Origin of the sequence: Luteimonas gilva (assembly GCF_005239095.1) — a bacterium.
Lineage (GTDB): Bacteria > Pseudomonadota > Gammaproteobacteria > Xanthomonadales > Xanthomonadaceae > Luteimonas_C > Luteimonas_C gilva.
The window spans coordinates 85,787-98,036 of sequence record NZ_SZUA01000003.1 but is presented as its reverse complement, the minus strand read 5'-3'; the positions used below and the strand labels follow the sequence as shown (position 1 = coordinate 98,036).

Here is a 12,250-nt window from a genome sequence, read left to right as displayed (position 1 = left end):
CGGGTCCGGGTCTAAGGTGGGCGGCGCCCAACCCTGAGGTGAACCCATGCGCTCTTTCCGCTGGCTGCTGCTCGCCGCCGCCGTTTCCGCCGCTGTCGCCTGCCAGCGTGCGCCCGAGAATCAGACCGCCGCGCCCCAGGCCGCGGAAACGCCGGCCGCGCCGGCCGCACCGACCTCCGGCATCGACTTGGCCGGCATCGACAAATCGGTGCAGCCCGGCGACGACTTCGACGATTACGCCAACGGCGCTTGGAAGAAGGCGACCGAAATCCCCGCCGACCGCGCCGGCGTCAGCACCGGCTTCTACGTGTTCGAAAAGGCCGAGAAGCGCAATGCGGACCTGATCCAAGGCTTGGACAAGGCCAACCCGGCGGCCGGTACCAACGAGCGCAAGATCGCCGACTACTACGCCGCATTCATGGACGACGCGGGCATCGAAAAGCGCGGGCTCGCGCCGCTGCAGCCGGAACTGGACAAAGTCGCGGCGGTGACCGATGTCGCCACGCTGTCGCGCTATTTGGGCGCCGACATGCGCGCGGACACCGATCCGCTGAACTCCACCAACTTCTACACCGCCAACCTGTTCGGCCTGTTCGTGGCGCAGGGATTGGAAGATCCGTCGACGAACGTCGGCTACCTGATGCAGGGCGGCCTGGGCATGCCGGACCGCGAGTACTACCTGGCCGGCGACAAGGACATGGCCGCCAACCGCGCGGCTTATCAGAAGTACATCGCCGATATCTTGAAGCTCGCCGGCGACGCCGACGCGGACAAGAAGGCCAAGGCGATCTTCGATCTGGAAATGAAGATCGCCAAGGCGCACGCCAGCGTGGTCGACAGCCAGGACATCCACAAGGCCAACAACCCGTGGCCGACCGCCGACTTCGCCAAGAACGCGCCCGGCATCGATTGGACCGCGTTCTTCGAAGCCGCCCATCTGTCCGGCCAGCAGACCGTCTTCGCCTGGCAGCCGGATGCGATCAAAAAGCTGTCCGCGCTGGTCGCCGGCGAACCGCTGCAGACCTGGAAGGACTATCTGCGCTTCCATGCGATCAACCACAGCGCCGGCCTGCTGCCCAAGGCCTACGCCGATCTTTCGTTCGGCTTCTACGGCACCCAGTTGAACGGCACCACCCAGCAGCGCGATCGCTGGAAGCGCGCGATCGGCGCCACCAACAACGCCCTGGGCGATGCGATCGGCCAGCTATACATCAAGCAGTACTTCCCCGCTTCGTCCAAGGCGAAAGTCGAGGACATGGTGAAGAACATCCTGGCCACGTTCCGCGAAGGCGTGGACAAGCTGGAATGGATGACGCCGGAAACCAAGAAGACGGCGAAGGCGAAAGCCGAAACCATGCTGATCGGCGTGGGCTACCCGGACAGCTGGCGCGACTATTCCTCGCTGGAAGTGAAGCGCGACGATCCGCTGGGCAACGCGCTGCGCGCGGAGGAAGCCGAATACCGCCACCAGACCGCCAAGCTCGGCAAGGCGCCGGACAAGAAGGAATGGTGGATGACGCCGCAGACGGTGAACGCGGTGCAGTTGCCGCTGCAGAACGCGATGAACTTCCCGGCCGCGATCCTGGAAGCGCCCTTCTTCGACCCGAACGCGGACGCCGCCGCCAACTACGGTTCCATCGGCGCGGTGATCGGCCACGAGGTCAGCCACGGCTTCGACAACCTGGGCTCGGAGTTCGACGCGGAAGGCCGCCTGCGCAATTGGTGGACGAAGGAAGACGCGGCCCACTTCAAGGCCGCCACCGACAAGCTGGTCGCGCAGTACGACGCTTACGAGGCGTTGCCCGGCCTGCACCTCAACGGCAAACAGACGCTGGGCGAGAACATCGCCGACGTCGCCGGCCTGCAGGCGGCGTACGTCGCCTACCACAAGTCGCTCGGCGGCAAGGAAGCGCCGGTGATCGACGGCCTGACCGGCGACCAGCGTTTCTTCCTGTCCTTCGCGCAAGCCTGGCGCGCCAAACAGCGCGACGCCGCGCTGCGCGCGCAGGTGATCGGCGACGGCCACGCCCCGGCGCGCTACCGCGCCTTGACCGTGCGCAACATCGACGCTTGGTACGACGCGTTCTCGCCGAAGGCGGGCCAGAAGCTGTATCTGGAACCGAAGGATCGGGTCAAGATCTGGTGATGCGATGAAAGAAGCGGCCTCCGGGCCGCTTCTTTCTTGTGGGCTAGGATCGGCCGCGTCCTACGCTAACCCGTAGAGCTGCAAGGATTGGGCTCGCCCGACCAGGTGTTGCCTTCGGCATCTTGGCAAGCGCCGAACGATTTGTCGCCGTAGCAAATCGTGCCGTGGGCATCTCCCCACACGTAGGTATCGCCTTTCTGCATGCAAACGGCGGTATCGGGCCGATGCGGCGCCGTTCTGTCCGACGGCCATTCAAGCGGAGTTGCGGGCGGTGGAGTCAAGGATAGGGCAAGGACGGCCGTCAAAAGAAAAACAGGCATGCGAATTCTCCGGTTCAGCGAATGCAGACGCATCCCGGCGGCGTGGCGAAGCGCGCCGACCGGGTGCTCGCTATAAGACGGAAGCCCGTCTAGTCGAGGGACATGCGGCGAAAGGCCCGATCGCGCATCGGCGGTCGCATTTCAACGCGCGGTATCGAACAAGCGTTCCGCCTGTTCGGAAAATTCGCGTTCCATCACGACGTCGAAATCGTGCGCGACGCCGGGATACGGCGTCAGCGTCGCATCGAACCCCATCTTCTTCAGCCGCTCGACCGCCGCGCGCGTCGGCGCCATCGGCACCGTCGTGTCCGCTTCGCCGTGCATGGCGCGGATCGGCGGGCAAGCGGGTTTGCACGTATTGGCCGAAGGCATCCACGTCGGCAGGAAACGCGCCGCGATCGGATACGAAGCGCTGATCGATCCCGGATGGCGGATCGCCAGCAGGAAGCTCATGTCGCCGCCGTACGAGATGCCCATCACCGCCGGCTTGCCGCGGGTCGGATATCGCTTGCGGACCTCGTCGACGAACGCCGCCAGCTTCTTCTCCTCGGCGAAAACCGCCGCGTCCTGCTTGGCCGGATCGAGTTCGGCGTAATCCGTCGGCAACCAGGAATAGCCGCCGCGGCGGGGATATTCGCCTTGCGGCAGCACGATGCGCGCGGGGAAATCGACGCCGTCGAAGTATTCGAGCATCGCTTCCGGCTTCGCGCTCGAATAATGGAATCCGACGATCATCGGCAAGTCGGCGCCGGACGCGGCGGCGCCGGTTTCCATCACCAGATAGCGCATGCCGGCCAGCGACGCTTCGCGAGGCTCCGCGGCGGCCGCTTCGAAGGCGCATACCAGCAACAATGGGACGAATCGTAGTAGCACCCGCATTCGCGCGTCCTTCTATTGCGATGGCGTTGCGAAACAAGATAACCGATCCGACGAACGGCATGCCGTGCCTGCCTTTCCTCCGTTGCGACCGGCACCGCCCCAGCGTAGTGTTTCGCGGCGATGTTCCGCAGCCAACAAGGACACGGCAATGAGAAGGTTCATGCGTACGCAAGACACCGGCTTCACCGTAAGGCATGCAAGGACGCTCGGGGCGCGCGCGACGCTGTTCGCCGCCGCGCTCCTCGGACTCGGATTCGCTTCCCTCGCTTCCGGCGACGACCAGTTCGCCGGCCGGCAATGCGATTGGACCCAATGGGCGCGCAGTTCGTCCCACGACAGCCTGTCCTGCGCGAAGGGGCAGCGGGCCGAGAAGATCCTGGCCGAGAAGGTCCTGGATCCTTTCATCGACAACGACACCGAATACGGTTCTCTCGATCATCTGCAGGTGCCGCTGCTGGACCGCGAGGGCGGCGTGTTCATCGTGCAGAAGTCGGGCGTCGCCGATCAGCCTGCAACGCACGTATGGAGCGAGAAGGCGTATCGCTGGCAGCACGACCGGTTGGTGGAACGCTGGTCCTACGCCAGCGACTGGAAGCCGGCGCCGCTCACGGCGTTCACGCATGCCCTGTGGCATCCGGCCATGTCGGGGCATTTCCTGTATCTCCCCGGCGCCGGCGGCACGCTGCTGAAGGTGGACAAGCAGCAGGGCCGGCTCGTGCGCCGGATCGATCCTTTCGGCGGCGGCATCGATCCGCAGCGTTACGTCGTGGGCGGCGTCGCCGCGGACGAGGACGGCAACGTCGTCTACAACGTGCTGCGCTTGGATGCGGCCGCGCCGCTGGCCCAGGACGTCTCCGAAGCGTGGCTGGTGCACGTGGACCGGCACGACCGCATCCGCAAGGTCGATTACAAATCGCTGATCCCCAACGCTCCGTCGGCGACCTCGCTTTGCTATCTGACCTTCTCGCAAATGTCGCCGCGCCCGCCGCGCCCGTGGCCGCCGGCGCCGCAGCCCGACGGCAGCCCGACTTTGCCGCCGCAAGCGCCTTGCCTGTCGCAGCGGCCTCCGCGAGACATGACGCCGGCGATCGCGCCCGACGGCACGATCTACACCGTCAGCCGCGCCCATGGCGCCGAGCATTACAGCTATCTGATCGCGCTGACGCCGGACCTGGGGCTCAAGTGGGCCAGTTCGCTGCGCGGCCACCTCAACGACGGTTGCGGCGTCCTGGCCAACACCTGCCGCCCCGGCTCCACGCGCGGCGTGGATACCCTCACCAACTTGCCGCCCGCCGGCGTCGCGAACGACGGTTCGTCGAGTTCGCCCGTGCCGCTGCCCGACGGCGTCGTCTTCGGCGCTTACACGGCCTACAACAGCGGCCGCGGGCATCTGATGAAGTTCGATCGCCAAGGCCGGTTCCAAACCACCTACGACTTCGGCTGGGACATCACGCCGGGCGTCTGGCGGCACGGGCGCGGCTATTCGCTCGTGCTCAAAGACCAGTATTACAACGACGAGGAGTACGCGATCACCCAGCTCAGCCCCTCGCTCGAGAAAGAGTGGCAATACATGGCGTCGAATACGCAGCAATGCGAACGCAAGCCCGACGGCACGATCGACTGCGAAGACATCGGCTTCCACTTCGAATGGTGCGTGGCCACGCCCGGCATCGACCGCGACGGCAACGTCTACGTCGTCAGCGCCGACGGCAATCTGTACGTGATCGGCCAGGGCGGCGTCGAACAGCAGCGCTTCTTCCTGGAACGCACGGCGTACGCGGCCTACACGCCGACCGCGCTGGACCATCGCGGCCGGGTCTATGCCATGAACAACGGGAAATTGTTCATCGTCGGGCGGGATCAGTGAGATAGGCCGATCCGGAAGATTGGCCGGATCGGCATAAGCTCCTGTGGGAGCGGCTTCAGCCGCGAGCTTTATCGGCAGGCTGAAGAGCTCACGGCTAAAGCCGCTCCCACGAAAGTTACTGCGGCGGCGCGGACAATTCTTTCGCGCTCAGATAACCGTCGCGATTCGTGTCCTGGCGCTTGAACCTTTCGGCCAAGCGCTCGCGATGTTCGGTGCGCGTGATCGGCCGGCCCTTGCCGCCCGGCTGCTCGGCGGCGGACAAGGTGCCGTCGCCGTTCTTGTCCATGCCGTCGAAGGCGTAGCTGAGCCAGTCCTGGTATTCGACCGGCGATACGCGCCCGTCGCGGTCGGCGTCCATGCGCGACAAGTAGTCGCTGGTGGCGTTCACCTGCGCGCTCGCGACGCAGGGCGCCATCGCCAGAAACAAGAAGCCCGGCCAAACGCGGCCGGGCTTCTTGCGACGAGAACGCAATTTCACGGTAGCGTCAGGCGCGCACCGACTGCAGCGAATAGCCTTTCAATCGCGCCGAGAATTCCTGCAGCGCGCGGATGCCGCTGGCCTCGGCCTCGCGGCACCAGGCTTGTAGGTTGTGCAGCGATTCGGCGGCGTTCTGGCTGCGCGCTTCCAGCAGCGCGGACAGGCGCGCGCGGTGCTCGACCAAGGTGCGGATGCGCGGACGCTGCGAGACCCAGGTCTGCAGTTGCTCACGCGCTTCCGGCTTCAGCCAGCGGCCGTCGTCGACCAGGCCCTTGCGCAGTTGGCGCGGCAGCAACGAACGCAGCTTGGCGCCGGCGGCGCTGGCTTCTTCGCGCAGCGCCGGGCCGATCACGTTGCGCTGGTAGTCGGTCATCGCCTGGAAGCGGTGCGCGAGCAACGCCTTCATGGTGTCGCCGTCGGGCACATGGATGTTGGGACGCACGTCCAGCGCCGGCGCCACGCGCAGCACCTTGGCCAGGCCCAGCGCCTGGAAGCCCTTGATCGCGGCCCAGCCGATGTCGAATTCCCACTTGCGCAGCGCGAAGCGCGCCGAGCTGGGGAAGGCGTGGTGGTTGTTGTGCAGCTCTTCGCCACCGATCCATACGCCCCACGGGGTCAGGTTGGTGGCGGTATCGGTGGTCTCGAAGTTGCGATAGCCCCACCAATGGCCCAGCCCGTTGACGACGCCTGCGGCCCAGAACGGGATCCAGGCCATCTGGATCGCCCAGATCGCCACGCCGGCGAAGCCGAACAGGGCGAAGCTGACGAACAGCAGCAGGGTCGGACCCATCGTCGCGTGCGGCGTGTACAGATGGCGCTCGATCCAATCGTTCGGCGCGCCCTTGCCGTACTGCTCGATGTCGTCGCGCTGCGCGCGCGCTTCGCGGTACAGCTCGACGCCGCGCCAGAACACGGTCTTGATGCCCTTGTACATCGGGCTGTGCGGATCGTCCTCGGTCTCGCACTTGGCGTGGTGCTTGCGATGGATCGCCACCCACTCGCGGGTGATCATGGACGTGGTCAGCCAGGTCCAGAACCGGAAGAAGTGGGCCAGCGCCGGGTGGAAATCGACGCCGCGGTGGGCCTGGCTGCGGTGCAGGTACAGCGTGACCGAGAAGATGGTCAGCTGGGTGGCGATCAGGAAATAGATCGCCAGGCCCATCCAGCCGAACTGGAGCAGGCCGCCGGCCAGGAAATCGAGGATCGAAGCGGGCATCGCGGGGACTCGGAAAGTGACCCGACCATCATGCGGTCGCGGCGGCGCGAATTCCATCCCTGCGCCGCCGTATGTTCATTCAGATTAAGGACTTATGCGACGCAAGGCCCCCTTTTGAGGCATCCCGATCCCGGCGCTTGACGGCTTTGCGACACTAATCCCCATGCCCGAACTCCCCGAAGTCGAAACCACCCGCCGCGGTCTGGCGCCGCACGTCGAAAAACGGCGGGTGAAGTCGGTATTGCTGCGCCGCCCCGATCTGCGCTGGCCGATTCCGCCCGAGGTGTCGCAAGACCTGCCTGGCCAGCGCATCGAAGCGGTGCGGCGGCGCGCCAAATACCTATTGCTGGACACCGCCGCCGGCAGCGCGCTGCTGCATCTGGGCATGTCCGGCAGCTTGCGCGTCTTACCGGCCAAGACCGCGCCGACCGCGCACGATCATGTCGACATCGCCTTGGATTCGGGCCGCGTGCTGCGCTTCAACGACCCGCGCCGCTTCGGCTGCCTGCTCTGGCAGGCGCCGGGCGAAACCCACGAATTGCTGCGCGATCTGGGCCCGGAACCCTTGTCGGACGCGTTCGATGGCGACTACTTGTTCGAACGCAGCCGCGGCCGCAGCGCGCCGGTGAAGACCTTCCTGATGGATCAGCGGATCGTGGTGGGCGTGGGCAACATCTACGCGGCCGAAGCCTTGTTCGCGGCCGGCGTTTCGCCGCTGCGCGCCGCCGGGCGCGTCTCGCGCGAGCGATACGGCCTGCTGGCCGAAGAGGTGAAGAGGATCCTGGCCCATGCGATCGCGCGCGGCGGCACCACCTTGCGCGATTTCCTGAATCCCGACGGCGCGCCCGGTTATTTCGAACAGGAATTGTCGGCCTACGGCCGCGGCGGCGAGCCCTGCCCGCGCTGCGGGCGGCCGTTGAAGGAAGCCTCGCTGGGCCAGCGCACCACCGTCTGGTGCGGCCACTGCCAGCGCTGAACCGTTGGGCCGAACGGACGCTCGGTTGTGCCGGCCCGTTCAGGAAAGACTATATTTAGGCTCCGACCACGCCCCCGAGTCGCGATGTCCAGCAGCACCACCGAAATTACGCTCCTGTTGGACGCCGCGCGCGACGGGGACCGCGGCGCCCTGGATCGCGTGCTGTCCACGCTCTACCAAGAGCTGCATGCGATGGCCCGGCGCCAGCTCGCCGGCCAGCACGGGCACACTTTGGACGCCACCGCGCTGGTGCACGAGGCCTACCTGAAATTGATCGGGCGCCGCGAAGCGCAATTCGGCGACCGCGCGCATTTCTTCGCCTATGCGGCCTCGGCGATGCGCAGCGTGGTGGTCGATTACGCCCGCCAGCGTTTGGCGCAAAAGCGCGGCGGCGATCTGCACCGCGTGACCGACTTGCCCGAAGACGTCGAAGGCGGCCTGCGCCTGGACGAAGAAATGCTGGGCTTGGACACGGCCTTGACCCGGTTGTCGGCGGTCGACGAAAAACTGGCGCAGGTGGTGGAGCTGCGCTATTTCGCCGGCCTGTCGGAACTGGAGATCGCCGCCCTGCTCAAGCGTTCCGAACGCAGCATCCGCCGCGATTGGCAAAAGGCGCGGCTGTTCCTGCTGGCGGCGTTGAAGAACGAGTAACCGGCACGGGCGCGGGTTCATGCGCACGCCGCCGGGCTTTTGTTTCGTAGAGCGGAGCTTGCTCCGCTGCTCTTTCCTTCGGGGGCCCAGCGAGTGAGCGCGCGCGAGCAAAGGCAGCGGAGCAAGCTCCGCTCTACAAAGCGTCGATTCGGCCGGGGCTGAGCATGGACCTGGATCGCTGGCAACGCCTCTCGCCGCTGCTCGATGCGCTGTTCGAACTGGAACCGGTCGAACGCGAGCGCCACCTGGCCGAATTGCGCGACACCGATCCCGCGCTCGCCGCCGAACTCGAAGAACTCGTCGCGCTGGAAAAAGGCAGCGAGCATTTCCTGTCCGAACCGGTGGTGTCGCTGGCGCAAAGCGCGCGCAGCGGCACGATGGTCGGCCCGTACCGCCTGGATTTGCCGCTCGGCGAAGGCGGCATGGGCCAGGTCTGGTCCGCGGCGCGCGCCGACGGCCTTTACCAACGCCGGGTCGCGCTGAAATTGCTGCGGCCGGGCCTGGCCGATCCCAATCTGCGCCTGCGCTTCACCCGCGAACGCCAGATCCTGGCGCGGCTGGAGCATCCGCACATCGCGCGCCTGCTCGACGCCGGCATCAGCAACGACAGCCAACCTTATCTGGCGCTGGAATACGTCGAAGGCGAACCGATCACCGACTACTGCCGCAACCGCGCGGTGCCGCTGGAGGCGCGGCTGGCGCTGTTCCACCAAGTTTGCGAAGCGGTCAGCCACGCGCACGCCAACCTGATCGTGCATCGCGACCTGAAGCCTTCCAACATCCTGGTCACGCCCGGCGGCGAAGTGCGCCTGCTCGATTTCGGCATCGCCAAACTGCTGGACACCGACAAGACCATCGAACGCACCCGTACCGGCGTGCGCGCCTTCACCCTGCACTACGCCGCGCCCGAGCAAGTGCGCGGCGAACCGGTCACGACGATGACCGACGTGTATTCGCTGGGCGTGGTGCTGTACGAACTGCTCGCCGACACCAAACCTTATCGGCTCAAGCGTCAGACCGACGCCGAATGGGAAGAGGCGATCGTCGCCCACGATCCGCAGCGGCCTTCGCAAGCCTTGATGCGCGCCACCGCCGACGCCTCCACCCAGCACGACGCGGCCGGCCTGCGCCGCCGCGCGCGCGCCCTGGTCGGCGATTTGGACAACATCACGCTCAAGGCTTTGGCCAAGCGGCCGGAGCAGCGTTACGCCTCGGTCGAAGCGCTGTCGCTGGATCTGCAGCGCCACCAAGCCGGCCGGCCGGTGCAGGCGCGCGCGCAGAGCGTGGGCTACCGGATCCGCAAGTACGTTCATCGCCATCGTTGGGCGCTGGCGACCGGCGCGCTGGTGGCGACGGTGCTGATCGGCGCGCTGGGCATCGTCGCCTGGCAAGCGCGCGAAGCGGTGCGCGAAGCGGCGCGCGCGCAGGCGATGCAGGACTTCGTGATCGGCCTGTTCGAGAACGCCGGGATCGCCGCCGACGGCAAGCCGCTGAGCGTGGAAGATCTGCTCAGGGCCGGCGAAGAAGGCGGACGCGGACTGTCGTCGCGGCAGCCCGGCGCGCGCGCCGAAATCCTGGGCGTGATCGCGCGCATCCACACCAGCCGCGGCAACTACGGCGCGGCGCTGGACGTGTTGCGCCAGCAAGCGGCGATGATCGCGGCGATGCCCGATCCGCCGTCCAGCCTGCGCTTGCAGGCCGCAACCCAGACCGGCCGCGCGCAACGCCTGCTCGGCGAGTCGCGGCAGTGCATCGACACCATGCAGCCGCTGATGGACAGCGCGCGCCGCGAACAGGTGCAGCTCGCTTCGCAGGTCGCCGAATACTATTCGCAGCTGGGCCGCTGCCGGCGCGCGATCGGCGAATCGCGCACCGCGCGCGCGCTGTTCGAGAAATCGATGGCGCTGCGCCGCGATCCGCTCGGCGACCAGATCGGCGTGGTCGAGAACATGACCGACCTGGCGGCGCTGCACTCGGACGTCGGCGAATCGCAACAGGCCCTGCAGGGTTTTCGCGACGCGCTGGCGCAGCTGCGCGCGTCCGAGGGCGACAAGCATCCGCTCGCGGTCGACATCCTGCGCAGCATCGGCGTGGTCCAGCGCGAGCAAGGCGATACCGACGCGGCCGGCAAGACCCTGCGCGAGGCGATCGCGCTGGGCATGCAGCAATTGGGGCCGCGCCATCCTTCCACCCTGTCGGCGCGGCGCCAGTTGGCGGGCGTGTATCTGGACCAGGGCCGCCTGCTCGCCGCCGAGGACGAATTCCGCGAAGTGCAGAAGTCGCTGATCGCGCGCGTCGGCCGCGACCATATCGACGTCGGCGGCACCTGGAGTTCGATCGGCGTGGTGGCCTGGGAACGCGGCGACATCGCGGCTGCGTCGACGGCGCTGCAGGAAGCGATCCGCATCTGGCGCCTGCCCGGCGGCGCCGGCCTGTTGCCGGGCGGCCTGTTCAACTACGGCATGGTGCTGCACGACGCCGGCCGCGACGCGGAAGCGCTGCAAGCGCTGGAGGAATCGCGGCGCCTGCGCGTGGCCCAGTTCGGCGCGCAGCATTCGCAGGTCGCAGACACCGACCGCTTGATCGGCGAATGCTTGGCCGCGCAGGGACGCGACGTGGAAGCGAGGTTGCGCTTGAACCAGGCCGTGAACATCCTGCGCAGCGGCGACGGCTCCAACTCCTTGCGCACGCTGCGCGCGGAACTGTCCTTGGCGCGGCTGCAAGCGCGCGGCGACGAACAGCCGGAGGCGATGCTCGAATTCGACCGCATCGGACGCTTGCGCCAACCCGGCACCGAATACCGCAAATTGCGCTGGCGCGCCCGCGCTTATTCGGCCGAATCGACGTGCCGAGGCGACCCGGGAGCCGGCGCCGGCCAATTGGACGCCTTGGCCGTGGAACTGCAAGCCGCGCTGCCCGACGGCGGCGCCCTGCCGCGCGAAGTCGCCAGGTTGCGCGAAGCCTGCCGTTGAACGGCTACAGCAGGGGCGGTTGCTGCGGCACCAGACCCTCGACCGCGCTTTCGCCGCGCATCACCCGCTTGAACTCGGCGCGCGAAACCGACACGTAGCGTTCGTTGCCGCCGATTTCGACCTGCGGACCGGCCAACAGCGCGCGGCCCTGTTCATCCACGCGCACGGTCATCGTCGCCTTCTTGCCGCTGTGGCAGATGGTCTTGATCTCGGTCAGCTCGTCGGCCCAGGCCAGCAGATATTGGCTGCCTTCGAACAATTCGCCGCGGAAATCGGTGCGCAGGCCGTAGCACAGCACCGGGATGCGCAGCGCATCCACCACTTCGCTCAATTGCCACACCTGCGCCTTGGTGAGGAATTGCGCTTCGTCCACCAGCACGCAATCCAGTTTGCCGTGCGCGGCGATGTCGGCGCGAATCAGCGCCTCCAGATCGTCGCCGCGCTGGAACGCACGGCCTTGCGCCTGCAACCCGATCCGCGAAGCCACGGTGCCGCTGCCGGCGCGATGGTCCAGCGCCGGGGTCAGGATCGCTACCCGCATGCCGCGCTCGCGGTAGTTGTGCGCGCTCTGCAGCAGCGTGGTGGTCTTGCCGGCGTTCATCGCCGAATAATAGAAATAGAGCTTGGCCATGCTGCGTAGGTTGGGCCTTGGCCCAGCGCCGCGCAACTGCTGTTCCTCCCCCTTTGGAAAAGGGGATTGAGGGGGATTTGCTTTTTGTTGCTGATCTAAAGCGACCTCAAGCGC

At 66.8% G+C, this 12,250-nt stretch carries 9 protein-coding genes; 5 read left to right on the top strand and 4 right to left on the bottom strand.

The window, feature by feature from the left end:
• Positions 1–46: 46 nt before the first annotated feature.
• Positions 47–2,146: a M13 family metallopeptidase gene (locus tag FCE95_RS14160; RefSeq protein WP_137267709.1), complete on the top strand. Its 2,100-nt coding sequence runs from the start codon at positions 47–49 to the stop codon at positions 2,144–2,146.
• Positions 2,147–2,607: 461 nt separating this feature from the next.
• On the opposite strand, the gene FCE95_RS14155 is transcribed toward FCE95_RS14160, so the two are convergent.
• Positions 2,608–3,345 carry a dienelactone hydrolase family protein gene (locus tag FCE95_RS14155; protein ID WP_137267708.1) on the bottom strand — a complete coding sequence of 246 codons (738 nt, stop codon included), beginning with the start codon at positions 3,343–3,345 and terminating at the stop codon, positions 2,608–2,610.
• 160 nt (positions 3,346–3,505) lie between these two features.
• On the opposite strand from FCE95_RS14155, the gene FCE95_RS14150 reads away from it, so the two are divergent.
• Complete coding sequence (locus FCE95_RS14150; RefSeq protein WP_137267707.1) at positions 3,506–5,212, top strand: hypothetical protein; 1,707 nt, start codon at positions 3,506–3,508, stop codon at positions 5,210–5,212.
• A 115-nt stretch (positions 5,213–5,327) separates the two neighbouring features.
• Here the strand turns inward: FCE95_RS14150 and FCE95_RS14145 are convergent, their stop codons facing one another.
• Complete coding sequence (locus FCE95_RS14145) at positions 5,328–5,627, bottom strand: EF-hand domain-containing protein (RefSeq protein WP_137268216.1); 300 nt, start codon at positions 5,625–5,627, stop codon at positions 5,328–5,330.
• A 70-nt stretch (positions 5,628–5,697) separates the two neighbouring features.
• A complete protein-coding gene (locus FCE95_RS14140; protein ID WP_137267706.1) occupies positions 5,698–6,906 on the bottom strand; it encodes a DesA family fatty acid desaturase in 1,209 nt (402 codons plus the stop codon).
• A 163-nt stretch (positions 6,907–7,069) separates the two neighbouring features.
• On the opposite strand from FCE95_RS14140, the gene mutM reads away from it, so the two are divergent.
• From mutM to FCE95_RS14125, 3 genes are all read left to right on the top strand, one after another.
• The gene (mutM, locus tag FCE95_RS14135; protein WP_137267705.1) at positions 7,070–7,882 is read left to right on the top strand and encodes a bifunctional DNA-formamidopyrimidine glycosylase/DNA-(apurinic or apyrimidinic site) lyase; all 813 of its coding nucleotides are present in this window, start codon (positions 7,070–7,072) and stop codon (positions 7,880–7,882) included.
• An 84-nt stretch (positions 7,883–7,966) separates the two neighbouring features.
• Positions 7,967–8,533, top strand: coding sequence for an ECF-type sigma factor (locus FCE95_RS14130; protein ID WP_137267704.1), 567 nt, complete (start codon positions 7,967–7,969; stop codon positions 8,531–8,533).
• Between the two features lie 164 nt (positions 8,534–8,697).
• Entirely contained in the window at positions 8,698–11,505 is a 2,808-nt protein-coding gene (locus tag FCE95_RS14125; RefSeq protein WP_137267703.1) for a serine/threonine-protein kinase, read from the top strand.
• A 4-nt stretch (positions 11,506–11,509) separates the two neighbouring features.
• On the opposite strand, the gene FCE95_RS14120 is transcribed toward FCE95_RS14125, so the two are convergent.
• On the bottom strand, positions 11,510–12,136 hold the full coding sequence (locus tag FCE95_RS14120; protein WP_137267702.1) for a thymidine kinase: 627 nt from the start codon (positions 12,134–12,136) through the stop codon (positions 11,510–11,512).
• Positions 12,137–12,250: the final 114 nt, after the last annotated feature.